The 24,800-nt window shown below is 56.8% G+C and carries 16 protein-coding genes; 1 reads left to right on the forward strand and 15 read right to left on the reverse strand.

Annotated elements, in window-relative coordinates; translation table 11 throughout:
* Positions 1–15 precede the first annotated feature (15 nt).
* The 15 genes from IM300_RS12280 to IM300_RS12350 all read right to left on the reverse strand — a co-directional run bounded on the left by IM300_RS12280 (position 16) and on the right by IM300_RS12350 (position 22,967).
* Complete coding sequence (locus tag IM300_RS12280) at positions 16–1,557, reverse strand: peptide MFS transporter (protein ID WP_107533509.1); 1,542 nt, start codon at positions 1,555–1,557, stop codon at positions 16–18.
* 301 nt (positions 1,558–1,858) lie between these two features.
* Positions 1,859–3,331: a ribosome biogenesis GTPase Der gene (der, locus tag IM300_RS12285; RefSeq protein WP_193036699.1), complete on the reverse strand. Its 1,473-nt coding sequence runs from the start codon at positions 3,329–3,331 to the stop codon at positions 1,859–1,861.
* A 112-nt stretch (positions 3,332–3,443) separates the two neighbouring features.
* A complete protein-coding gene (gene bamB / locus IM300_RS12290) occupies positions 3,444–4,622 on the reverse strand; it encodes an outer membrane protein assembly factor BamB (protein ID WP_193036701.1) in 1,179 nt (392 codons plus the stop codon).
* A 10-nt stretch (positions 4,623–4,632) separates the two neighbouring features.
* Positions 4,633–5,253, reverse strand: coding sequence for a YfgM family protein (locus tag IM300_RS12295; RefSeq protein WP_193036703.1), 621 nt, complete (start codon positions 5,251–5,253; stop codon positions 4,633–4,635).
* Between the two features lie 13 nt (positions 5,254–5,266).
* Positions 5,267–6,541: a histidine--tRNA ligase gene (gene hisS / locus IM300_RS12300; protein WP_107533511.1), complete on the reverse strand. Its 1,275-nt coding sequence runs from the start codon at positions 6,539–6,541 to the stop codon at positions 5,267–5,269.
* 81 nt (positions 6,542–6,622) lie between these two features.
* Positions 6,623–7,741, reverse strand: coding sequence for a flavodoxin-dependent (E)-4-hydroxy-3-methylbut-2-enyl-diphosphate synthase (gene ispG, locus IM300_RS12305; RefSeq protein ID WP_003860619.1), 1,119 nt, complete (start codon positions 7,739–7,741; stop codon positions 6,623–6,625).
* A 26-nt stretch (positions 7,742–7,767) separates the two neighbouring features.
* On the reverse strand, positions 7,768–8,772 hold the full coding sequence (rodZ, locus tag IM300_RS12310) for a cytoskeleton protein RodZ (RefSeq protein ID WP_193036705.1): 1,005 nt from the start codon (positions 8,770–8,772) through the stop codon (positions 7,768–7,770).
* Positions 8,773–9,063: 291 nt separating this feature from the next.
* Positions 9,064–10,230 carry a bifunctional tRNA (adenosine(37)-C2)-methyltransferase TrmG/ribosomal RNA large subunit methyltransferase RlmN gene (locus IM300_RS12315; RefSeq protein ID WP_003860623.1) on the reverse strand — a complete coding sequence of 389 codons (1,167 nt, stop codon included), beginning with the start codon at positions 10,228–10,230 and terminating at the stop codon, positions 9,064–9,066.
* A gap of 147 nt (positions 10,231–10,377) precedes the next feature.
* Positions 10,378–10,809 carry a nucleoside-diphosphate kinase gene (ndk, locus tag IM300_RS12320; protein WP_003860625.1) on the reverse strand — a complete coding sequence of 144 codons (432 nt, stop codon included), beginning with the start codon at positions 10,807–10,809 and terminating at the stop codon, positions 10,378–10,380.
* Positions 10,810–10,933: 124 nt separating this feature from the next.
* Positions 10,934–11,809 carry a 4Fe-4S binding protein gene (locus tag IM300_RS12325; RefSeq protein ID WP_193036707.1) on the reverse strand — a complete coding sequence of 292 codons (876 nt, stop codon included), beginning with the start codon at positions 11,807–11,809 and terminating at the stop codon, positions 10,934–10,936.
* Positions 11,809–12,597 carry a DmsC/YnfH family molybdoenzyme membrane anchor subunit gene (locus tag IM300_RS12330; RefSeq protein ID WP_193036709.1) on the reverse strand — a complete coding sequence of 263 codons (789 nt, stop codon included), beginning with the start codon at positions 12,595–12,597 and terminating at the stop codon, positions 11,809–11,811. Before IM300_RS12330 ends, IM300_RS12325 begins: the two co-directional genes overlap by 1 nt.
* Entirely contained in the window at positions 12,590–13,219 is a 630-nt protein-coding gene (locus IM300_RS12335; RefSeq protein ID WP_022649006.1) for a DMSO/selenate family reductase complex B subunit, read from the reverse strand. The genes IM300_RS12330 and IM300_RS12335 overlap by 8 nt, the downstream gene beginning before the upstream one ends.
* On the reverse strand, positions 13,216–15,594 hold the full coding sequence (locus IM300_RS12340) for a DMSO/selenate family reductase complex A subunit (RefSeq protein ID WP_305047250.1): 2,379 nt from the start codon (positions 15,592–15,594) through the stop codon (positions 13,216–13,218). The genes IM300_RS12335 and IM300_RS12340 overlap by 4 nt, the downstream gene beginning before the upstream one ends.
* 88 nt (positions 15,595–15,682) lie before the next feature.
* Positions 15,683–18,010: a peptidoglycan glycosyltransferase PbpC gene (pbpC, locus tag IM300_RS12345; RefSeq protein ID WP_193036713.1), complete on the reverse strand. Its 2,328-nt coding sequence runs from the start codon at positions 18,008–18,010 to the stop codon at positions 15,683–15,685.
* 1 nt (position 18,011) lies between these two features.
* Positions 18,012–22,967, reverse strand: coding sequence for an alpha-2-macroglobulin (locus IM300_RS12350; RefSeq protein ID WP_193036715.1), 4,956 nt, complete (start codon positions 22,965–22,967; stop codon positions 18,012–18,014).
* Between the two features lie 287 nt (positions 22,968–23,254).
* Here IM300_RS12350 and IM300_RS12355 point away from each other — a divergent pair, with 287 nt between their 5' ends.
* Complete coding sequence (locus IM300_RS12355) at positions 23,255–24,799, forward strand: PTS transporter subunit EIIC (RefSeq protein WP_193036717.1); 1,545 nt, start codon at positions 23,255–23,257, stop codon at positions 24,797–24,799.
* Position 24,800: the final 1 nt, after the last annotated feature.

Below are 24,800 nucleotides of genomic sequence, written 5' to 3' on the forward strand. Positions count from 1 at the left end.
GCAGTCTGAGAATTATCAGGCTTCAGTAGCCGGTTTCGTCTGCGCATTTTCCAGCATGCGACGTACCGGAACAATGAGGACGATCAGCACCGCAGCGCAAATCAGCAGCGCAATGGAGCAACGAGCAAAGAGGTCCGGCAGCATGTCCAGCTGGTCGGCCTTCACGTGCCCACCAATGAGGCCCGCCGCCAGGTTACCCAGCGCACTGGCGCAGAACCACAGGCCCATCATCTGGCCGCGCATTCTTTCCGGTGCCAGCAGGGTCATGGTTGCCAGGCCGATTGGACTCAGGCACAGTTCCCCGAGCGTCAGCATCAGGATACTGCCCACCAGCCAGAACGGCGATACGCCTGCCCCACCGTTGCTCAGCACGTTCTGTGCCGCCAGCATCATCAGCCCGAAGCCCCCTGCCGCACACAAAATACCAATGACGAACTTGGTGATGCTGCTCGGGCGAATATTATTGCTCGCCAGCTTTGGCCATGCCCAGCTAAATACCGGTGCCAGCAGAATGATGAACAGGGCATTAATCGACTGGAACCATACCGCCGGGATTTCAAAATCACCGATCATGCGGTTAGTGTAGTCGTTGGCGAACAGGTTGAAGGAGGTTGGCTTCTGCTCGAACGCGGACCAGAAGAACGCGGCGGAGACCAGCAGAATAAAGCACACCAGCAGCCTGGCGCGTTCTTTGCGGTTCAGACCGGCGAAGATGAACAGGTAGATAAAGTAGAGCGCAACGGAGGCGGCGATCACATACACCAGCACGCTGGCGACCGCGACCGGATTGATCACAATCACGCCCTGGGCTATCAACGTAACGATGATTGCAACACCCACCGCCAGCGCCAGCAGCCAGGCACCTACGCCGTTACGTTTCACCACCGGGCTGTTCCAGGTGGAGTCCAGACCCACTTCAGCGTCATAGCGCTTCATGGCCGGAACGGCAAACACGCGGAAGATGATCAGCGCCACCAGCATCCCGATACCGCCGATACCAAAGCCCCAGTGCCAACCGTGCGTTTTGATCAGCCAGCCGGAAATCAGCGGGGCAATGAACGAGCCCATGTTGATGCCCATATAGAACAGCGAGAAACCGCCGTCACGACGCGCGTCGCCCTTTTTGTACAGGGTACCGACCATGACCGAGATACAGGTCTTAAACAGGCCTGAGCCGAGCACGATGAACATCAGGCCGATGAAGAACAGGTTGTCGCCCATGATGGCCGACAGCGCGATCGACAGGTGACCGAGCGCAATCAGAATCGAACCGTACCAGACGGCACGCTGCTGGCCGAGCCAGTTATCCGCCAGCCAGCCGCCCGGCAGCGCGGCCAGGTACATGGTTCCGGCAAAGATACCGACAATCGCCGAGGCGTTTTCGCGCGCCAGGCCCATCCCGCCGTCATAGACGGTGGCGGCCATAAACAGGATCAGCAGCGGGCGAATACCGTAAAACGAGAAACGCTCCCACATCTCGGTGAAGAACAGCGAACCGAGCGGATAAGGATGGCCGAAGAAGGTTCGGCTCTCTTTTTGATTAACAGAGGATTGCATAATTCTCCCGAAAAGGTATGTGTCGTGCTTGTAAACACCAGCATGTACGCCGAACGGTTACGTATCCGATCGATTTTTTACATGCGGCGAAAAGTTGGTTAACCATTTGATAACCAGGCGCTAGTTTTGTCTAGTACCGAACCCTGGACTTTAAGACGAAAATTCGACGATTGTCTACTTTCTTAGATATAAACATGGTTAAAAGTGAATAGTGATTGACATCACAGAGACTTAATAATGGCCTGCCGCCAGGCATAAAAAAACCCGCGACAGGCGCGGGTTTCAGTGGGAAGAGCAAGGCTTATTTGCTTTTCTTAATATGCTTAATCAAACGCTTACGCTTACGTATCTGGTTCGGCGTCAGGGTGTTGCGTTTATTCGCAAACGGGTTTTCCCCTTCCTTAAACTGAATACGGATAGGCGTACCCATTACGTCCAGCGACTTGCGGAAGTAATTCATCAGGTAGCGCTTGTAGGAATCCGGCAGATCTTTCACCTGGTTGCCGTGGATCACCACGATAGGCGGGTTATAGCCACCGGCGTGGGCATATTTCAGCTTCACGCGACGACCGCGCACCAGCGGCGGCTGGTGATCTTCCGCAGCCATATTCATGATGCGGGTCAGCATGGCGGTGCTCTGACGACGGGTAGAGCTGTCGTAGGCTTCACGAACGGATTCGAACAGGTTACCAACGCCGCTGCCGTGCAGCGCAGAGATAAAGTGTACGCGGGCAAAGTCGATAAAGCCCAGACGGAAGTCCAGGGTTTCTTTCACCTGTTCACGCACCTCGTTGCTCAGGCCGTCCCACTTGTTGACGACAATGACCAGTGAGCGCCCACTATTGAGGATAAAGCCGAGCAGAGAGAGATCCTGATCGGAGATACCTTCACGTGCGTCAATCACCAGCAGCACTACGTTCGCGTCTTCAATCGCCTGAAGGGTTTTGATCACCGAGAATTTTTCCACCACATCGGTGATTTTCCCGCGCTTACGCACGCCTGCGGTGTCGATAAGGACATATTCACGTTCATCGCGCTGCATCGGAATATAAATGCTGTCACGCGTTGTGCCCGGCATGTCGTAAACCACCACGCGTTCTTCACCCAGAATACGGTTAGTAAGCGTAGACTTACCTACGTTAGGGCGACCAACGATAGCCAGCTTAATAGGCAGATCCTGCGGGTTGAAGTCGTCTTCCGGCTCTTCCTCGCCTTCTTCTCCGGCTTCAAACTGCGCCCAGTATTCGGCGTCTTCGTCCACCTCTTCCGGCGGGTTCACTTCATCCACCCACGGCAGCAGAACGGTTTCCAGCAGGCTGGTCACGCCGCGGCCATGCGAAGCCGCAATAGGATAAATATCGCCCAGGCCTAAAGACCAGAAATCCGCAACGGCCTGATCGGCATCGATACCGTCAGTTTTGTTCGCCACCAGGAAGGTTGGCTTTTCGCGTGAACGCAGATGTTTGGCAATAGCAGAGTCCGCAGGCATCAGGCCAGCGCGCGCATCCACCATAAACAGAACCACGTCCGCTTCTTCGATAGCCAGCAGAGACTGCTCTGCCATGCGGGTTTCTACGCCGTCTTCCGTACCGTCAATACCCCCGGTATCGATACAGATGAACTCGCGTCCTTCCACCTCTGCACGACCGTACTTACGGTCACGCGTCAGCCCCGGGAAATCCGCAACCAGCGCATCACGGGTGCGTGTTAAACGGTTAAAAAGAGTGGATTTTCCAACGTTAGGGCGCCCGACAAGCGCGACCACAGGTACCATGTTTGAAGCCTCATAAAATTCAAAATAACGTCGCTTTCGCGGCGTTTTTAAAAATGTCAAAACGGCTCCTGAGTGAACAGGAGCCGTTTAGTATACTACAACCGCCGTGTAATTAACGCGTGATCGCGTACAGCGTGCCGTCTTTTGCCTGAATCAGCAGTTTGCCGTCAGCCACAACCGGATCGGTCAGGAATCCTGAGCCGTCCACTTTCTGCTGCGCCACGAAGCGGCCATTCTCTGGATCGATCCAGTGCATATAGCCTTCGCTGTCGCCCACCACCAGGCTACCGTTATACAGTGCCGGTGCGGTCAGCAGACGGTGCAGCAGATCGCTCTGCGTCCACAGCGTCACGCCACCTTCGGTGCTCAGCGCCAGCAGACGGTCGTTCTGATCCACCATATAAATACGGTTGCCGTCGACGATGAAATCGTTCACGGAACCCAGCTCACGTTTCCACATGATCTGGCCGCTACGCAGGTCCAGCGCCGTCAGGTTGCCGTTATACGCCAGCGCGTAAACCACACCGTCAACGATAACTGGCGTCGTGTCCACGTCGCTCAGACGGTCGATTTCAGTTGAACCGGTCGCCTGAGAAATTCGCTGCTGCCAGATCATCTGACCCTGCTGCATCAGTACCGCACTGACGCGGCCGTTGTCACCGCCCACAATAGCGGCGCCAAAGGCGGTCGCCGGAGCAGATTCACCGCGCAGAGACAGCGCTGGCATATCCAGGTTTACGGTCCATTTTACCAGACCGTCGGCTTCGTTCAGCGCCTGAAGCTGGCCGTTGCTGGTATGGATCAGCACCAGCCCGTCGCTCACGACCGGACGAGACAAGGATTCACCGGCAACGGCGGTCTGCCATGCAACAGAACCGTCGCTGGCATTCAGCGCGTAAACCTGCGCTTTTTCGCTGCCCACATACACATGACCACCGGCAACGGTCAGGCCGCCAGAAAGCAGTGCAGGCTTACGGGAGAACCAGCCGTCTTTTTCCGCCAGGTTAATGGACCACACTTCTTTTCCGTCATCCGCGTTCAGCGCTTTGACGGTGCCTTTGCGATCGGCTGCATAGACCAAGCCGTCAGCAAACGCCGGGTGCAGGTTGGAATAAAAATCGCCAATACCATCTCCCACGGAGGTATCCCAGACGGTGGATGGCGTGAACTGGTTTTCAACCGTCGGCAGCGGGGACATTTTGACAACATCTTCTTCGCCACTGAACAGTGAACAACCGCTCAATAACGTAACAGAAAGCAGTCCTGGCAGAAGTAATTTACGCAATTGCATTGGGTCCCTCTCAGACGGACAAATTATTTATTTTCATCTGCATCATTTCGCTCAGCGCAGGTGAAGCTTTGCTATCCACGCCAGCTTGCCACGCTTTGCGCGCGCCCGCTTTGTCACCTTTGCTCAGCAGTGCTTCACCGCGGAGATCGGCAACGATGGCGGCAAAGCCTTCGCCTTTGATGGTATCAAGCGTTTTCAGCGCGTCGTCAGCTTTTTTCTGCTGAACCTGAATACGTGCCAGGCGCAGATTAATTACCGCTTTCAGATTTTCGTCACTGGCAGCAGCAAGCCCCTGGGACAGCTGCGCAGCGGCTTTGTCCAGTTCGTTTTTATCAACATACTGCTGAGCCACTTCCAGCGCAGCCAGTGCGCCGTAGGTGTTTTTGTTGTCAGCGGCAAATTTTTCCGCGGCCGCCAGGGTTTGCGGCCGATCGGCACTGATTGCGCTAACGATATTTTCGTAGTTCAGGGACGAACCGCGAGCAGAGTCAGCCTGATGATTGTTCCAGTAACGCCAGCCTACCAGCGCACCTACACCTAAAATAACCCCAACAACCAATGCCTTGCCGTTTTCGGCAAAGAAGCGTTTAACCGCATCCACCTGGTCGTGTTCGTTCTCGTAAATTTCCACGCAGTCCTTCTCCTTAGCCTAATAGAGTGCGCAAGTGTGCCGCAACGCCGTCCTGCGTTACCGTAGTTTGCTCACCAGAGCGCAGGTCTTTTACTACCACTTCGCCGTTGGCCACTTCGGACTCACCCAGCACCAGTGCGATACTTGCGCCCCACTTATCGGCACGAGCAAACTGTTTTTTAAAGTTGCCGCCGCCGTGGTTGGTCATCAGCTTAACGTCCGGCAGCGCATCGCGCACGCGTTCGGCAAGCTGCATCGCCGCAGACTGCGTATCCGCACCTGAGGCCACCAGGTATATATCGACAACAGGATCGGCTTTAAATTCCGGATTAACTGCCTGAACCAGCAAAACAAGTCGCTCAAGGCCCATCGCGAAGCCAACGGCCGGTGCTGCACGGCCACCCAGTTGCTCAACCAGACCGTCATAACGACCGCCGGCACACACGGTGCCCTGCGAACCTAGGCTGGAGGTGACCCACTCAAATACGGTGCGGTTGTAGTAGTCCAGACCGCGAACCAGACGCTGGTTAACGGTATAGGCAATGCCCGCCGCTTCAAGCAGCTTGCACAGGCCAGCAAAGTGTTCGCGAGAATCTTCGTCCAGGTAGTCACCCAGTGCAGGCGCATCGTTCAGCAGCGCCTGTACGTCAGGATTTTTGGAATCGAGTACGCGCAGCGGGTTGCTGTACATACGACGCTTACAATCGTCGTCCAGCTTCTCTTTATGCTGTTCCAGGAATGCCACCAGCGCATCGCGATAGTTCGCACGCGCTTCCAGAGAACCGATTGAGTTCAGCTCCAGTGAAACGTGCTCAGAAATACCGAGCGCACGCCACCAACGGGCAGTCAGCATAATCAGCTCAGCGTCGATATCTGGGCCTTGCAGGCCAAACACTTCCACGCCAAGCTGGTTGAACTGACGATAGCGGCCTTTCTGCGGACGTTCGTGGCGGAACATCGGGCCGATATACCACAGGCGCTGCTCCTGATTGTACAGGAGACCATGTTCGATGCCGGCGCGTACGCAACCCGCCGTCCCCTCAGGACGCAGGGTCAGGCTGTCGCCGTTGCGGTCCTCAAAGGTATACATCTCTTTTTCAACCACGTCGGTCACTTCACCGATGGCGCGTTTGAATAACGGGGTCTGCTCTACAATCGGCAAACGAATTTCGCTGTAACCGTAGCTGCCGAGCACCTGCTTCAGTGTGCCTTCAATGCGCTGCCAGATGGCGGTTTCGCCAGGCAGATAATCGTTCATGCCGCGGATGGCTTGAATGTTTTTTGCCACGTTTATTCTCTTTCTATATACAAAAAAGAACCCAAAGAATGGGCTCAATCATACATGGGAAGCAGCCTGCTTCCCATCACGTTATTTTTCAACCTGCTGAACGCTGATGCGCTGCGCTTCGTCCATCATCGTCGCTTTTGCGCGAATGCGGGCTTCGAGCTGGTCGATCATGTCGCTATTATCCAGACGATCTTTACGAACGCCATCTTCATAGAGACCACTTTTCTTGTTACCGCCGGTCACGCCCAGCGTGGACACCAGCGCTTCACCCGGACCGTTCACCACGCAACCGATGATGGACACGTCCATCGGGGTGATGATGTCTTCCAGACGCTGCTCCAGGGCGTTCACGGTGCCAATCACGTCAAACTCCTGACGTGAACAGGTTGGGCAGGCAATGAAGTTGATCCCACGCGCGCGGATACGCAGTGATTTCAGGATATCAAAACCGACTTTGATCTCTTCCACCGGATCGGCCGCCAGAGAGACGCGTAACGTGTCGCCGATGCCTTCAGAGAGCAGCAGGCCAAGACCAATCGCCGATTTTACCGAACCGCTGCGCAGACCGCCCGCCTCGGTGATCCCAAGGTGCAACGGCTGATCGATCTGTTTTGCCAGCAGGCGATACGATTCAACGGCCAGGAAAACGTCAGAGGCTTTTACGCTCACCTTGAACTGATCGAAGTTAAGGCGATCCAGATGATCGACGTGACGCATGGCGGATTCGAGCAGCGCCTGCGGCGTTGGCTCGCCATACTTTTCCTGGAGATCTTTTTCCAGAGAGCCAGCGTTCACGCCGATACGGATTGGAATGTTTTTGTCGCGGGCGCAGTCAACCACCATGCGAATGCGTTCTTCATTACCGATGTTGCCTGGGTTAATGCGCAGGCAATCGACACCGTATTCAGCGACTTTCAGCGCGATACGGTAATCGAAGTGAATATCGGCAACCAGCGGCACGCTCACCTGCTGTTTGATCAGTTTGAACGCCTCAGCGGCGTCCATGGTCGGCACAGAGACGCGAACAATGTCCGCGCCTACGCGCTCTAACGCTTTGATTTGATTGACCGTCGCTTCCACGTCCGTGGTGCGCGTATTGGTCATCGACTGGACGGCGATAGGCGCCCCATCGCCGATTGGCACGTTCCCAACGTAAATCCGTTTCGATTTTCTACGTTGAATAGGAGCCTGGTTATGCATGTAAAATCTCCCGCATTGCCCGTCTGTTACTGTGCTGCTGATTGTTCGGCATTAACGGTAAGACGCGCAACCTGGTTAGTTCTGATAAAGCGGCTCAGATCGACAGGTTTTCCTTGATACTGGATCTGTACCGCTGCCGGTGCGCCGATTTTAAGCTTGTAAGGTGCCTGGCCCGTTAGATTTAACGTGCCATCTTTGCGTTGCAGGCCGCTGAACAGCTTTTTACCTGTTGCGTCAGTCACTTCCAGCCAGCAATCCGCCGTAAAATTCATTACCAGCGCATTCGGGTCAACGGCAGGGGCCGCCGTACCAGCCGGGTCAGTGGGCAGCGACGCCGCGGTGTTATCCGCCTGTGCCGTTGCCGCAGGTGCGGTATCAACATTTGCCTGTGAAGGCGATACCACCGCATTCTGATCCTGAGCCTGGGTGGCTGGCGCGGTATTCGCCGTCGCCTCTGGCGCTGGAGCAGCTTCGGTTGCAGGCGCGTTCGTTGCCGCCGTCTGCGGTTCGCTGGAGGTCGCAGCCCCTTCCGTACTCAGCGGCACGCTTTGTGCGCCGTTGGATTGATTAAGCTCAGCGGAGGACTGATCGGCCATGGTGGTGATCTCTTCCTGCTGCGCTTTGTGGTTTTGCCACCACCATGCGCCCGTCAGGCCGACAACCACAAACAGAACCAGCCAGGTAAAGCTCATCAGCCAGCCATCGCGTTTTTTACGACGCTTACCCAGCGAGAAGCTTTGCATCGGCGCCACTTTTGCTGCACGTACCGGCGCCTGCTTCTCCATCATCGGCAGTAATTCGTCTTCAGGGATATGAACCAGTTTGGCGTAAGAACGGATATAGCCGCGCAGAAACGTTGAAGCCAGATCGGCAGGAGCCTTATCTTCTTCAATGTCGCGAACGGTGGAAACCTTCAGGCACAGGCGTTCTGCAACGGCTTGCTGGCTGAGTCCGAGTTGTTCACGGGCGTTGCGAAGACGAACGCCAGTGGAGAGTGCTGCATTTTGATCGTGAGTGGCTTCAGTATTCATTCGCTACAACTACTGGTACGTGAAAATAAGGGTTCAGGTGCCGGTGAGTCACAATGCCACCCGCACCGCGAAACTTCAGGTCAGTTAACCTGGAACAAACAGTATAAGACTGTCGGGCCGCAGATGACAGCGCTGGCGGGCCTTCACGCTAAACTGTTGTTACGTCGTTACATACTGCCCGAAAGTCGTATGAAACGCACCGTAATTATTAATCAGTTGTAATGATTGTGGCTGATTATTCAGTAAATTAATGCTTCACGGCGCAAAAAATGCGCCGTGTCTGCATAATAATCAGACGGTTTTAACCGCGATTGACTCGCCCTGCATGCGCTTGCGCAGCGTACGTTTGGTACGGTCAATAACGTCACCCGCCAGCTGACCACAGGCTGCGTCAATATCATCACCACGCGTTTTACGCACGATGGTGGTGAAACCATACTCCATCAGCACTTTGGAGAAGCGATCGATACGGCTGTTTGAGCTACGGCCATACGGCGCGCCCGGGAACGGGTTCCATGGGATCAGGTTGATCTTGCACGGCGTATCTTTCAGCAGTTCTGCCAGCTCGTGAGCATGCTCGGTACCGTCGTTGACATGATCCAGCATCACGTATTCGATGGTCACGCGGCCCTGGTTGGCGTTGGATTTCTCCAGGTAGCGGCGCACGCCGGCCAGGAAGGTTTCGATATTGTACTTTTTGTTGATCGGCACAATTTCGTCACGGATGGCGTCGTTTGGCGCGTGAAGGGAGATTGCCAGCGCGACGTCAATCATGTCGCCCAGTTTGTCCAGCGCAGGCACAACGCCGGAAGTAGAGAGCGTCACGCGGCGCTTGGACAGACCAAAACCGAAGTCGTCGAGCATGATTTCCATCGCTGGCACGACGTTGGTCAGGTTCAGCAGCGGTTCACCCATCCCCATCATCACCACGTTGGTGATGGGACGCGTACCGGTGACTTTCGCCGCGCCCACGATTTTCGCGGCACGCCAGACCTGGCCAATGATTTCCGACACGCGCAGGTTACGGTTAAAGCCCTGCTGCGCCGTTGAGCAGAATTTGCACTCCAGCGCACAGCCCACCTGAGAAGAGACGCACAGCGTGGCGCGATCGTCTTCCGGGATATACACGGTTTCAACGCGCTGATCGCCAACGGCAATGGCCCACTTGATGGTGCCATCCGAGGAGCGCTGCTCTTCCACCACTTCCGGCGCGCGGATTTCCGCCACTTCTTTAAGCTTATTGCGCAGCACTTTGTTGATGTCCGTCATGTCATCAAAGTTGTCGCTGCAATAGTGGTACATCCATTTCATGACCTGATCGGCACGAAACGGCTTCTCGCCCATCTCTTTAAAGAACTCGCGCATCTGCTGACGGTTCAGGTCCAGCAGGTTAATTTTTCCATTTTTATTGGGAACCGCAGGAATGGCGACTTCGGAGGTATTCACTAATTCAGACATAATATTTTCCGGCCTCGTTGTTACACGTTGTGGCCCTTGGTGGGTTGAAAAGAAACGCCCCGGTAAGCAGTCTGCTCGTCCGGGGCGTTGCATTGTACAAAGTCTGGCGCAGGGATGCCACGTTTGCACGCGGCATTTACGAAATTATTAGCGAGTGCGCGGGCACACTTCGCCTTCAGCGAAGAAGAACGCGATTTCGCGCGCAGCAGATTCAACGGAGTCGGAACCGTGGGTGCCGTTCTCGGTGAAGCTGTCTGCATAGTCAGCGCGCAGAGTACCGGCCAGCGCGTTGTCCGGGTTGGTTGCACCCAGCAGGTCACGGTGACGCTGTACCGCGTTTTCGCCTTCCAGTACGGATACCACGATTGGGCCAGAAGTCATGAACTCGACCAGACCGTCAAAGAATGGGCGACCTTCGTGCTCAGCGTAGAAACCGCGAGCCTGCTCAACGGTCAGGTGCAGCATTTTGGTGCCAACGATCTTAAACCCTGCTGATTCAAAGCGAGCGAAGATGCTGCCAATAACGTTTTTTGCCACCGCGTTTGGTTTGATGATGGAAAAAGTACGTTCAATAGCCATTGATAACCTCTGTAAAATGTTCTGTTGTTTTTGCATACCTGAGTATGGTGTGGCGCGGATTATAAAGAGCAATAGCGCCATTGCCTATGGTTATGCATAACATTTTTTTAAAATGAGACGAAGATTAGCAACAGCCCGTATTTCGCATACCGTATTGATGGTGAAAACAGAGCGGACACTGCTTTTCATCAGGCGTAAATGACCAGAAATGACGGTGGCACGCCAGGCAAACGGCTTCATATGCCGGTATGGCCACGCTTTTCGCTGTCCCCTCAGTTTGCGTCACTTTTATCGCCCCATGCTGGCACACCGCTTCGCAGCCGCCGCAGCCGGTACAGCGCCCGGTTTCCACGACCAGTTCAGCGTTTTCAAACCGAATCGCGTTTTCCGTACAGCTCCGCCAGCACGCGCCGCACAGTACGCACGTTCCGGCGTCGAGGGTGATATCTGCCTCGCTAAACGCAGAAAACGCCCTGCGCAGTTCACGCTGACCGGGCACGACGCTACAGGCCCGGACATCCTCGCGGGGTACGTGCATCAGCGCGCGGCGGGCGATATTCACCTCGCTGGCGGGTATCAGTTTAAACGCCCACGCCGCTTCACCGCGTCGACGAAGCGCAAGATTGAGCCGGGCAATCGCCAGCAGCCAGTCAGGGTACTGCTCCGCGTCGATACTGATAAAACGAACGTGGTGCTGCACGTGCCACAGCAGCAGCTCATTCACCCCGGGCGCGCGTTCAGTAAAAGGCCCAACCAGCGTATCGCCATACAGAAAGCGTTTTCGCGGCTTGATGCCGGCGATCGCCTCCGTAGGGCAGACAAACAGGCAGTCACCGCATTCTATACAGCGGCTCTCATCAACCGAGATGCGTGCGTCCGTAAAAGAAAAAGCCTGCGCAGGACAGGCGTCCGCACAGGCGCAGCAGGAAGCGTGGCGAAAACGGCGACGGACGCACGCATGCGTCACGTCCATCGCCGGGGCAAACGTTAATCCGCCCATCAGCCAATACTGAAGAAAACGAAGCGCAGCATCAGCTCACCCACAATCAGCAAGGCGCTGCCCAGCAGCATTGTGCCGCGCGCCACTCTTAAGCCGCCCGCAGCAAAGCACAGCAGACCCGCAACAGAAACGCACCAGCTCAGCAGATGCACGGTGCGCAGTTGCTCCAGCATCCGTAGCGGAGCGTGAGGGAACGTCACTACGGCGTTGTCCATGGCAGTGATGTCCGCCAGCCAGACGGGCTGCATCACCAGACGCACAAGCACCAGCAGCGTGACAATGCCCACCGCCGCACGGACGTTGATGCGGGCATGCGGCGCACAGGCCATGCAGGCTGAGCCGATGATCCCCACCGAGCCGATAAACAGCACCAGCGTGTTAATGTGCTGCCACGTCACCACGGACGCATGCATGTAGATTTGCGCCATGCAGAACACGTCGACCAGACCCACCAGACCTGCCACAACCAGCAGCGGCTTCCAGCCCGGCTTTTTGACAAACATCAGCAGCACGGCGAGACCAAGCGCCGCAAGGTAAAGGCTGGCAAAGATGATCTCACGGCTCAGCCAGGAGCTGGATACGTGGCGCAGCGCGTTAAGCGCATTGAGCGGATAGCCCATGTGCAGCGCTGAGGCGAGCAGCCCAAGGCTTGCCAGCACAAACGCGCCGACGGCAGGAAGCAGCACGCTACGTTGCGAAGCGTACGCGCCCCCGAACGCCAGCCAGAGCGTAACGCCAACCGATCCTTGCAGGAACAGCGTAAAAATCAGCAGCGGTAACTCATGCATGACGTTTCCCCTCTTTCTCTGCGCCCTGATGCGCCTTGATCACCAGGTTTGGTTTGGTGATGGAGGAATCAGGTAACCCTTTCACATCACAGACCGCACCATACTTCGCCCGCAGTTCATCAATCGGCCCGAATTTAATCGCTTCGAGTGGACAGGTTGCCACGCAGACGGGCTGTTCTCCCTTCGCCTGGAGATCCACGCAGAAATCACATTTGGACATCTGCCCGGTCTGCTCGTTGAGCTGGGGCGCGCCGTAAGGGCAAGACCACGCGCAGTACCCGCAACCCACGCACTTATCCGTATCAACGCGGACAATGCCGTCCCCCGGACGCTTATGCATTGCGGTGGTCGGACAGTTTTTGGTGCAGATTGGGTCCGCACAGTGGTTACAGGAAATAGAGAGCGTGTAGGCAAAAACGTTATTGCTGACGCCGCCCTGCCCGGTCGGGATAAAGCTCCCGCCGTTAACTTCATAAACACGACGGAAACGACGTCCGACCTCAAGGTTGTTTTTATCTTTGCACGCCACCTGGCAGGCCTTGCAGCCCGAGCAGCGAGAAGAGTCGATATAAAAACCCAGCTGTTTGTCGCTCACCGGCGCGTAGTGTTTAAACTGACTCATGCTTTAGCTACCTCCACCAGCATGGTTTGATGGGAATTCCCTTTCGCAAGCGCGGTAATACGGGCAGAACTGAGCACGTTCGCGCAGCCGCCCTTATCGATACCCTGCGCGTCCGGCTGCCACCAGGCGCCAGCCTGCATGGCGACAACGCCTGGAATAATGCGCGGCGTGACCTCCGCCGGGATCTCGCAAATGCCGCGGGCGTTATGAATACGCACGGTATCCCCCTGCGCAATGCCGCGCTTTTGCGCGTCCTGCGGGTTGATCCACAGCTTTTGCTGCTGGGCTTCAATCAGCCACGGGTTGGCGTACTGGGTGGAGTTAGCGCGGTTTTTCCCCTTCCAGGTGATCAGCTGGAGCGGGAAGCGTTTCGCCAGCTCGTCTTCCGGCCCTTCATGGGCAGGCACGTAGTGCGACAGCGCCGGAATCTCCGGATGATGCATGTCGTACAGACGCTTCGAGAAGATCTCAATTTTACCGGAGGGCGTCGGGAACGGATGATTCTGCGGATCGCGAATGTTGTCTTCAAAGGCGACGAAAGGCGCGCTTTTGAAGAGGTGCTGGCGCGTTTTCTGAAGCGTCGCGAAGTCCGGCAGGTTTTCGTCTGGCATGGCGAGCCGCGTCTGTTCCCAGATGTGCTCAATCCACGCTTTTTCATCAAGGCCTTCGCTGAATGCAGGTTCGACGCCAAGCTTAGCAGCAACTTCCCGCAGCCAGTCGTAATCTGAACGGCGTTCGAATTCGGGTTCAATCAGCTTCTCTGACAGGATGAGATAGCTTGCGGTGCCCCAGGTTTCGCCGATATTCCAGCGTTCCATGAAGCTGGTTTCCGGCAGGAGAAGGTCGGCGTACCTGGCGCTCGGCGTCATAAACAGATCGCTTGCGACGATGAACTCGATTTTCGACTCATCTTCCAGAACACGGGTTGCCTGATGCAGATCCGGGTTCTGGTTAGCCAGATAATTGCCCGCCAGCGAGAACAGGATGCGGATATTGCTGTCCAGCTTCGCGGCATCTTTAAGGCCGTCTTCCGCGGTGACCTTAGAAGCATCATCGGCGGCCTGCACCCAGTTCATTACCGATATTTTGGCCTTCACCGGGTTTTCCGGCATTTCGGGACCTGCGGCAAATTTCCGGTTTGCGCAGCCGCCATAGCCTGCCGCCCAGCCGCCCTTTACCCCGACGTTACCCGTCAGCGTGGCCAGCAACGTTGAGCCGCGTGCGGTGCGCTCGCCACAGTTATGGCGCTGCGGCCCCCAGCCCTGGATCAGCGCGGCGGGTTTGGTGGTTGCGTAGTCGCGCGCCAGTTGACGAATGGTTTGCGCAGGCACGTGGGTGATTTTCTCTGCCCACTCGGGCGTTTTCGCCACGCCATCTTTTGCGCCGCTCAGATAAGCCATCAGGGATTCATTAGCCGAAACACCTTCCGGCATGGCGTCTTCGTCAAAGCCCAGGGTATAGCGCTGAATAAAGTCGCGATCGTGCAGGTTCTCCGTGACGATCACGTACATCATCGCGTCCATCAGGGCGTTGTCTGTTGTAGGGAGCAGCGGGATCCACTGGTCGGCCAGGGAGGAAACCGTATCGGAATAGCGTGGGTCGACAACGATAAAGCGCGTCCCGTTTTGCTTCATCTTCTGATAGAAGTGATTGCTGTGCCCGAAGATCGTTTCCGTCGGGTTATGTCCCCAGAGAATGACCAGTTTGGTGTCCAGCAGCGTGTCCAGAGAGCTGCCGCTGGCGGCGGTGCCGTAGGTATACGGCGTGGCTGCCGCCGTGTTACCCATACTGACCGAGTGATAGCTTTCGAGATAGCCGCCGGTTAAGTTCAGCAGACGACGAACCATTTTATCGCCGGAGAACGTCCCGCCGGAAACCGCCGTACCCACATGAACATAGCGTGAAGCCGCACCGTATTTTTGCGTAATGGTTTTTAAATGATTCGCAATAAGCGTGGTGGCTTCATCCCAGGTAATACGCTCGAATTTTCCTTCACCACGTTTACCCACTCGTTTCATTGGATATTTTAGCCGATCGGGATGATAAACAAATTTCCGATAAGCCCGACCACGAACACAGGCGCGCATTACCGGCATTTGCGGATCCAGCGCGTTATCCGGACGCGTTGAAATTCGGGTCACGACGCCTTCACTGACGTGAGCACGAATATCGCACTTACCGCCGCAGTCAAACGTGCTACAGGTTTGCACCACTTTTTCTTCAGGCGTAGCGTCTGATACCGCCGCGCCCTGTGCCTGTGCTTTGCCCGTTTTGATGACAAACGGCAGGGCGGCGAGCGCCGATCCTGCCTGAATAAACTGACGCCGGGATATGGCGGGAATAATCCCCTCTCCCTGATGTTTATTTTTTTTCATTGCTCGTTCCTGAAAATAAAAACGCATTCTCGTTTTTTTTCAGGAACGAATATTGATAATTATCAAGCTAACTCTTCAGGAGTAACACTTAGCGATCTAATTCAAAATTCACCGTCGCCGTTTGTCCTGTTTCATCTAAAACAATTAATTGATATTTACCCGGCAAATATAATTGTAATGAATAATTCTTTTGATGGCCGTCCAGCGGATCGCCGTTCAAAAACCACCATCGCTGCCCCTCCCCGCCGCTGGTTGAAACGAAGAGGGTCATATTTTTCTCGCCCGGAAGACGTTTAATGACCGCCCCTTCCCTGATGCCTGACAGCATCAGCGGTGCTGCATTGTGGTTATCCAGCGGGGGGCAAACCCCGGAACGGGCGGGGAGACGAGCCGCCCGTTTTTCGGCAGCAGGCAGCCAGGGCTCCAGCGGCAACGGCCAGACATCCAGCACTTTCTCTGTGGCATCCGGACAATCCGCCGCGACGCGTTTTCCTGCCTTATCCAGCCAGACCGGGAAACGGATCCCGCGAATCCCTTCCTGTTCCGGCAACAGCAGCGTAGGTGGTTCACTGCCTTCAAGCAGCCAGGTTGACAGCCGACGCCGACAGTTTTCGCTCCCTTCAGGCAGGGACTGGCCGCCTGGCCAGCAAATCACGCCCCGCCCAACGCTGGCAGGACGCGGATCGCGCGGCAGACGCGCTTCATCCACCATTGAGCGTGACTGAAGCATGTTATTCACCTGATTAAGGAGCGGAACCGCGCTGGCGAAACCAAACTGCCCCGCAACGGGCGTACCGTCCGGACGTCCAGTCCAGATACCGATGACATAGCGGGCATTCAGCCCGATGGCCCAGGCATCACGGTAGCCGTAGCTGGTGCCCGTTTTCCAGGCCAGCGGCGCAACCTGGGGCAGCGCGCTGTCCGGCAGGGGCTGCGCTTCGTTGGCAAGTATGCGACGAATAATCCACGCCGCGCCCTGCGACAGCAGCGGACGTTCGATCAGCGGATCGCCAGGCTGTAAACGCAGTCGGCCCGCCTTACCCTGACGCGCAAAAGCGCTGTAGGCGGCAGCGATATCAGCCAGGCGCGCCCCGGCGCCTCCCAGAATCAGGGAGAGATTGGGCTGCGCACCCGCAGGGAGAATGAGCGGTAATCCCGCGTTGCTCAGCATGCCTGCAAAGCGTTTTGGACCGTACGCTTCCAGTACCTGCACAGCAGGCAGGTTGAGGGAACGCACCAGGGCTTCGCTCATGCTGACCGGCCCGTGAAAGCCACTGTCAAAGTTGCCGGGACGATAATCTCCCGTTTTTCTTGGGACATCCTGAAGCAGCGAGGCGGGATGGATGAGACCCTCGTCCAGTGCCATGCCATAGATGAATGGCTTGAGAACCGATCCCGGAGATCGGATCGCATTGACCATATCCACGTGGCTAAAACGGCTGTCATCATTGATATCTACCGAACCAACCCAGCCACGTACTTTCATGGACGTATGATCAACGACGATCATCGCCAGCGAACTGCGGGCGGGCAGGCGCGATTTCCAGTTCATTGCCAGCTCTTCAAGCTGTCTTTGCAGAGCTGCATCCAGCGTGGTGACTATTTTTGTGTCACGACTTTTGCTGAGCATCATGCGTGAAAAGAGCGGCGCCAGCTGCGGCATCTGCCGGGGAGCCAGCCACACCGGTTCTTCACGGGACTCTTTCACCTGTTTCTCTGACCAGACGCCCTGAGTCAACATGCGGTCGAGCACTTTGTTACGCGCCGCTTCCGCACGCGCCGGCCAGCGGTCCGGGCGCAGACGGCTTGGCGCCTGCGGCAGCACCGCCAGCAGCGCCGCGTCGGAATAGCTCAGCCGTGAAGGCGGCTTTCCAAGGTAAGTCCAGCTTGCAGCGCCCACGCCCTGCAACGTGCCGCCAAACGGGGCACGGTTTAGATACAGCGTAAGAATGTCACGCTTGGAGAGATGCCACTCCAGCTGCATCGCCCGCCACAGCTGGCGAATTTTGCCGCCAAAGGTGCGCGGATGCGGATCAAGCAGGCGCGCCACCTGCATGGTCAGCGTGCTCCCACCTGACACGACTCTCCCGGAAGTGAGATCCTGCCAGGCGGCACGCAGTACAGAAAGCGGATTGACGCCAGGGTGGTTCCAGAACCAGCGATCTTCATACTGGATCAGCGCCTCCAGATAGCGTGGGGAGACGTCTTCAATGGTAACCGGATAGCGCCAGATACCTTCGCTGTCGGCAAAACGCCACAGCGGGACGCCCTGCTCATCCACGACCACTCGCGCAGGGTTGACCTCTTTCAGGGGCAACGGCCAGACGCGGTCAGCGACGACAACCAGCCCTCCTAAAACGAGAAGCGCTCCCGCCAGCCACAGCCAGTGGGAGCGAATCAGGCGCGTTATCCGCATTTTACGGTACAACGATCAGCGGGCCACTGGCCGCCCCCGTTGCTCGCCACTGCGGAACGTACATGGACTCGACCATCGGAACAGGCACCTGGTAGGTTCCCGGCGTAACGGCACGTGCCAGATAGACCAGCGTGACCGGCTGACCTTCGTTCACCGGCACGGCGGCCACAAAGCGATCGTCGCGGAATTCCATGTGCTGGATATCAGACTGCTGCATCTGATTAAGCAGGTTTTGCACCTCACTGCCACTGTCCGGCAGGCTGGCGCTGCTGCTCGCCAGATTCTGATTTTCCAGCTCCAGACCTGCCGGGAGCAGATCCACCACCAGGGCATCCGGCACGTTCTGGCTGGCCTTCACTTCAAGCCACACCAGTACCAGTTCCCCGCTCTTCACCGATGAGAGCGATTTCGTGCTGCCGTCCAGGGACAGTATATGACGCTGGATGCTCAGAACCTTCGAAGAGGGCTGCGGGGCATATTCCGGATAACCGGTACTGTCGAGTCGCACCCACAGCGGCGCGGCGCCGATGTTGGTGACCTGCAAACCGTCAAGCTGAGCACCGTTCACGTTTTGAACCTGCGATTTTTCACTGTTCAGCGTCTGATCGGAGAGGCTGGTGGTGGCCTGCCAGGCGCCGCTGAGGTTTTGCAGCGAACGTCCAGCAAGAAACAGAGCGTTACTCTCCTGCGTGGAAAGCCAGCGCTGGCTAAATGCCTGTTCAGACAAGCCGTTCAGTAACGTATTTTGCGCCTCCGGCAGCAGCTTATTCTCTTCAAGGAGAGCGAGCATCAGGGCGTTATCGCGAAGCTGGCTGCCATAATCCGCAATCCAGGTTTTGCTCTCTTTGCGCGGCGTTTTCATCGCCTGATCCATTGCCTGCTGGCTGCGCGGCCCGTCGCCCATCAGCTTCAGCGCCACGCCCAGCTGCATCAGCGGGAGCCCGGAAGCAGCCTGGGCCTGACGATCCCAGATTTCACGCAATGCCCCAAGCGGCGCTTTTTGCTGGCGCGCCAGCACCAGCGCAGCATAGGCCTGCACGGCGAATTTACTGGCCTGGGTGTCGTCACTGTAGCGGATGGACATCATGCCCGGATCCTGCAAATAGCGCAGCAGGCGGTTATTGGCTTTATTGACCGCGTCAGCGGGAACGCTGTAGCCCTGTTCTCCCGCACGAACCAGGAAATCCGTCACATAAGCGGTCAGCCAGTACTCTTCCGGACCATTTCTATCCCACAGCGCAAAACCACCGTCGTCACGCTGCATTTGCAGCAGGCGGGAGATCCCGATATCAATGGCGGTGCGGCGTTTATCATCATTGTCGCCCTTGATGCCCAGCGCCGCCAGCTGCGCGGCGTTAGTGTAGAGCGACGGGAACAGGCCGCTGGTGGTTTGTTCCAGACAGCCGTACGGATACGCCTGTAGCTCACGAATATAGCGCGCCAGGTTCAGCGGCGGTTTGCCGCTCAGCAGCAGTTGCCCCTGTAAAGTGGCAGTCGATAAGCCGCTGCTGTGCTGCACTGGCGCGGTCCAGGACTCGCCGGGGTTGAGCATGGCGCCGGTATTCACCGTTTGCGCCGGGTATGCGGGACGCACGCCTATCTTCCAGCTCTTGTGCTGAGGGACAAACGTTTCACCCGGCAGCTGAAGCCCGGTAACAAGCGCGATGACTTCCCCTTCACCGTAACCGTCCTGCGCGCGCACCGGAATGTACAGCGTGCTGCGCGCGCCGGGCTCTAGCTGAACCGGGCGCGGCGGCGCGCTACTTTCAATCGCCAGCTTGCCCGTAGAGGTTAATACGACATTGAGCGTTTGTGGCTTGTCAGTCAGGTTCGTCAGGTCCAGCGTCAGCCTTGAGGTATCCCCGCTCGCCAGGAACCGCGGCGTGTTAAGCTCGGTGATAATCGGCGCAGCCACTACGACTTTACTTTCGCTGCTGCCGAAATCGTCTTCCGTCCAGGCCTGCGCCATCAGACGCAGTTCGCCGTTGAAATCACCAATCGGCAGCGTGATAGTGCCTTCGCCATTGGCATCAAGCGTTACCGGCTGCGCCTGCTGGGCAATAATGGTGACATGGTTCACCGGTGGCTTACCGCCGCGTTTCAGTTCATCGCCGTCCCCCCCAAAGCGCAGTGCGGCCATGCGGCCCTGGCCCTCAATAACCTGGCCGTAAACATCATAGATATCCGCGCCATAGCGCTTCTGGCCGAAGAAAGCTTCCCACGGATCCGGCGTAACGTAGTCGGTGATGTTCAGCACGCCGCTATCAACGGCCGAGACCAGCACATTGACTTTCTGCGGCACAGCTCCCTCTTTCACGCTGGCCTTCACCTTCACTGAGAGCGTCTGGTTCGGGCGCATTTTTTGCGGGTTCTCAAGGGCAATGTTGAGACGACGATTTTCGTCGCCCATCGGCAGGTGCAGCAATCCAACCGCGCGCTTCGGCGTGGCGGATTTGGATTTATCGCCGGGACGAACCACCAGCGTGCTGAGATAGAGATCGTGACGCTTCCAGGCTTTATCCACCGGAATAGAAAGATCCAGACCGTTTGCCGGCACGTCGATCTCTTTCCACCACAGCGGTCCTTCGCTGGATTCGATCATCGCATAGCCCTTGCCTGCTGCCGGGGCCGCAATGTGCAGGTTAATGGTATCGCCCGGCTGATAAGCGGGTTTATCCAGCTTCAGCGTTACGCGGTCCGGACGTGCAGCCCCCGTGCCATCGCTGTTATCCTGCCAGCTGTAACCGGCCCAGAAGCGTACGCTGCTGACCATATCATCAGGCGCTTTCACTTCCAGACGGTATGAGCCCCACTCCACCGGGAAGGTGACTTTTCCGGTTTCATCGGCCTTGAGGTTAAGCTCCTGCTCGCCCTCAACCAGGTCTTTTTGATCGAACTGAGACTGCCAGCCCTCACTCTCGGACCAGTTCCAGAAGTAGTCACGACGCTCACGGATAAGACGCACCTGCAAGCCGGATGCCGCTTTTTTCGCCCCGCTGGCATCGGCATAGACAATGTCAAAACTGGCGTTGCCGTTCTCATCGACGATCGGCTGGTTGACGGTGGTATCGGTACGGTAGTCATAAACGGCCTTGCTGGCGAACTGTGGGCGGATCCCAGGGAGTTCAGCCGCAGGCCAGATAGCCTGCTCAGCGCGCCGTGTCACCGGACGCCCGCCTGATTCCAGCAGGCTGGCCTGCAAAATCAGTTGCAGCGGCGAGTGCGTATCTTTCCACTGGCTTTCGGTGGTTACCTGCCCGCGTCCCTTTTCGTCCAGCGTAAGCTGCACTTCATCCAGGCTGCGGCTCAGGTTTTCCTCGGCAATATCACCAAACTGGAAGCCAGGCAGTGCAGGAACGGCGTCGCGTAGCGGGCGCAGGAAAAGCTGGCCTTGCAGAGCATTGCCGTTAGCCGGTGCGCCATACAGGTAATAGCCCACAACGTTAAAGCCCACATCATCCTGCGGGGAAACCGGTATTTTTTGCCCGGTCAGATTCAGCGCCATACGCTCAGGCATAAAATCTTCGACGTGGAAATCCCACATGCGCTGCTGGTTATCGCCCGTATTTGCGCGAATATGCCACATGCCGGTCTGGGCGCCGCTATCAAGCGGATAGTTGAAGCGATAGAGACCGTTCTCGGGTTGCACAACGACCGTACGTGCTACCTGTCCGTCCGGACGCAGCACGTCAAGTTTTACCGGCTGATCGGGAAGCGGTTTTCCGTCGCTGTCGCGCAGCAGGCCGTTAAGGATCACCGTTTCACCCGGACGATAGAGATCGCGCGGGCCAAACATAAAGAACTGCTTGCTGTACCCGGGCTTGCCGGCGATATCAAACTCCGCCAGATCCAGCGCCGGAAGCTTGAGGTCAAGAAGCGTGGTCTGGCCGTCTTTGCTGGCCAGGATCAGCGCGGCTTCTTTATCGGTTTCCAGTTTCGCATGACCGTCGGCGTCGCTGTTCGCCTCGGCAAGGGTCTGCCCTTTATCGTTCAGCAGGGTAACGGTCACGCCTGACTGCGCCGCACCGTTTTCAAGACTCTGGGTGAAGATGTCCAGGCGGTTATGATAACGGTGAGCGGACAGCCCAATATCACTTAAGGTAAAGAGCGTCGCGGCGTTACTGTAATTATAGTGACCGGCCTGATTCATCACGGCGATATAGACCCCAGACTGCTGGAGCGGCTTAATCTCTTTGAGCGGCAAAAGCAGTTTTTCACGCGTGTTGCGCGCCGGGTTGAGGTCGAAACGGCCGGTATAGACCAGTTCCGCCATCTTCAGCAGGTTGTCGGATTCCCAGTTGGTCAGCGAGTTACGGTACTCCCACTGGCTGACAAACGAGGCCAGCGACTCCGGCTTCACGCGGTAGAAGTTGACGTCCACGTTGCTGACGTTAAGCGCCATCACCGGCAACCCTTCCACCACTTTGCCTGGCAGCAGCGATCCCCGGCTGGCGAATCCGACCGTCGGCTCAATGTCCCGTGTCGTAAGCGCCTTTTCATAGTTCTTATCGAAGGTTGCGTTATTCAGTGCCTGTAGGCCATGCTCAACGGTGACGACCAGATTACGATTCGGCTCCAGGTGACGCAGGCGCAGCTCCTTAAGATTGGGTGCCAATTCCCATGCACCGTCCACCTTCCCGCTTTTCTTATCCACCACGTGCACCGTTTTGGCGAAATCCTGATCGGGTTTAAGAGGTACAGAGAAGGTCAGAACCAGCGTCGCGGCACCGTCGAGTTGCACTTCAGAAGCATCCAGCAGCGTCAACGCCTTGCCCTGACTCTGCGCGGCCAGCTTAGCCAGCTTTTCAGGATCAGCTTTTTCCGGGGCTTTCTGTTGTGATGCCGTAGACGCTGCGGGCGCAGCGGCCTGAGGTTTATCGTCGCTGTTATCACAGCCGACAAGCGTAAAGGTGGTGAGTAGCGCGAGAGAGATCGCGGCTAAGCGAAACGGTTTCATCCTGTGTCCCTGGCCTGAGGGGGCCTGTTGGTCGTCGTCCGGATAAGTATTATCCGCAAGTTTCGTTAATACAAAAAGTCCAATTTTATAATCTGGAAAGCGCCTCGCAGAATTGCATCTCGCTGATCTACCGGGTTGGAACCGCGATCACACGGCGTAACGTAACATGTTACCTTTCACGTCATTTGTTTTTAAAACAAGAAGATAGCTGGATAAACTCGCGCTGAGCCTGCTAGTTTTATGTCCATGACGCACCCCGAGTGCGCGGTTCAATAAGAGAGAAAGCCATGAAACGAGCCGTGAACGCCCTACAAAATTTCGGAAAATCACTTTATGGACCTGTACTTATCTTACCCATCGTCGGCCTGTTTATCGCCTTTGGCAATGTACTGGGTAACGGCAATCTGGCCGAGTACCTGCCGTTTCTCGGCCATCCGCTGATCCAGAATGTGGGCCAGCTGATCGCCAAATCTGCCGTGTCGGTGCTGGTCAACCTGGCGCTGGTGTTTGCCGTCGGGATCCCCATTGGGCTGGCAACACGAGACAAAGGCTACGCGGCGCTGATTGGGCTGGTGACCTTCATCGTATTCATTAACGCGATGAACGTGACGCTACAGCTTCAGGGTGAACTGGCTCCGGCTGAGCAGATGAAAGCCGCCGGACAAAGCATGGTACTGGGCGTCCAGGTGCTGGAGATGGGCGTTTTCGCCGGGATCCTGACCGGGGCGCTCTCCGGTTATCTGTACAACAAATATTCCGGCGTACAGTTTAACGGCGCAATGGCGATTTACTCCGGCCACTGCTTTGTGGCGATTGTCATGCTGCCCGTCTCTATGCTGCTCGGCGTGGTCATGAGCGAACTCTGGCCGTACGCGCAGCATGGTATTAGCGCCCTGGCGCTGGCTATTAAAGGCTCTGGCCCGTTCGGGGTGGCGATCTACGGTTTCCTTGAGCGCATTCTGGTACCGACGGGCCTGCATCATCTGGTCTATACGCCGTTCTTGTATACCGAACTGGGCGGTACGCAGGAGGTGTGCGGTACGGCTTACCAGGGGGCGCGCAATATCTACTTCGCCGAGATGGCCTGCCCGGACGTCAAACAGCTCAGCAGCACCGTGGTGTGGGATGCGCGCGGCATCAGCAAGATGTTTGGCCTGCCCGCCGCCGCGCTGGCGATGTACATGACCGCGAAGCCAGAGCGTAAGGCGATTGCGAAGGCCATTCTGATCCCGGCGGCGCTGACCTCGCTGCTGGTCGGCGTAACCGAGCCGATTGAATTCTCCTTCCTGTTTGTCGCCCCGCTGCTGTTCGTGGTGCATGCGGTGCTGACCGGCATCGGCATGATGCTGTTCTCGCTGTTTGGCGTTCACGCCATCGGCGCCAACGGAATTATCGATTTCATCCTCTACAACCTGCCGCTCGGCACGGAGAAATCCAACTGGCCAATGTACATGGTGGTGGGGCTGATCATGTTTGCCCTCTACTTCGTGGTGTTCCGCTTCCTGATCCTGCGTTTCAACATGAAAACGCCGGGCCGTGAAGATGAGGATCGGGAGACGCGCCTCTACAGCAAGCAGGAGTACCAGGCGAAGGGGAATAACGACGGGCTGGGCGAATCCATCGTGGTGGGTCTGGGCGGCCGGGAAAATATTGAAGTCGTTGATAACTGCTACACCCGCTTACGCGTCACGGTGAAGGACGTCGACATCATCGACGAACCGCGCCTGAAAGCGACCGGCGCGAAAGGGGTTATCAAACAAGGTAACAACGTTCAGGTGGTCTACGGGCTGCATGTCAAAAAAATGCGAGAAGCCGTTGAGACGTTTCTCTGAA

The organism is Enterobacter cloacae complex sp. I2 (assembly GCF_014896205.1).
GTDB lineage: Bacteria > Pseudomonadota > Gammaproteobacteria > Enterobacterales > Enterobacteriaceae > Enterobacter > Enterobacter quasihormaechei.

What these genes read in the sequence shown, in the direction of transcription:
- IM300_RS12280 (WP_107533509.1), bottom strand. Translation starts at nt 1,557, where the DNA reads ATGCAATCCTCTGTTAATCAAAAAGAGAGCCGAACCTTCTTCGGCCAT.
- der (WP_193036699.1), bottom strand. Translation starts at nt 3,331, where the DNA reads ATGGTACCTGTGGTCGCGCTTGTCGGGCGCCCTAACGTTGGAAAATCC.
- bamB (WP_193036701.1), bottom strand. Translation starts at nt 4,622, where the DNA reads ATGCAATTGCGTAAATTACTTCTGCCAGGACTGCTTTCTGTTACGTTA.
- ispG (WP_003860619.1), bottom strand. Translation starts at nt 7,741, where the DNA reads ATGCATAACCAGGCTCCTATTCAACGTAGAAAATCGAAACGGATTTAC.
- rodZ (WP_193036705.1), bottom strand. Translation starts at nt 8,772, where the DNA reads ATGAATACTGAAGCCACTCACGATCAAAATGCAGCACTCTCCACTGGC.
- IM300_RS12315 (WP_003860623.1), bottom strand. Translation starts at nt 10,230, where the DNA reads ATGTCTGAATTAGTGAATACCTCCGAAGTCGCCATTCCTGCGGTTCCC.
- ndk (WP_003860625.1), bottom strand. Translation starts at nt 10,809, where the DNA reads ATGGCTATTGAACGTACTTTTTCCATCATCAAACCAAACGCGGTGGCA.
- IM300_RS12325 (WP_193036707.1), bottom strand. Translation starts at nt 11,809, where the DNA reads ATGGGCGGATTAACGTTTGCCCCGGCGATGGACGTGACGCATGCGTGC.
- IM300_RS12330 (WP_193036709.1), bottom strand. Translation starts at nt 12,597, where the DNA reads ATGCATGAGTTACCGCTGCTGATTTTTACGCTGTTCCTGCAAGGATCG.
- IM300_RS12335 (WP_022649006.1), bottom strand. Translation starts at nt 13,219, where the DNA reads ATGAGTCAGTTTAAACACTACGCGCCGGTGAGCGACAAACAGCTGGGT.
- IM300_RS12340 (WP_305047250.1), bottom strand. Translation starts at nt 15,594, where the DNA reads ATGAAAAAAAATAAACATCAGGGAGAGGGGATTATTCCCGCCATATCC.
- pbpC (WP_193036713.1), bottom strand. Translation starts at nt 18,010, where the DNA reads ATGCGGATAACGCGCCTGATTCGCTCCCACTGGCTGTGGCTGGCGGGA.
- IM300_RS12350 (WP_193036715.1), bottom strand. Translation starts at nt 22,967, where the DNA reads ATGAAACCGTTTCGCTTAGCCGCGATCTCTCTCGCGCTACTCACCACC.
- IM300_RS12355 (WP_193036717.1), top strand. Translation starts at nt 23,255, where the DNA reads ATGAAACGAGCCGTGAACGCCCTACAAAATTTCGGAAAATCACTTTAT.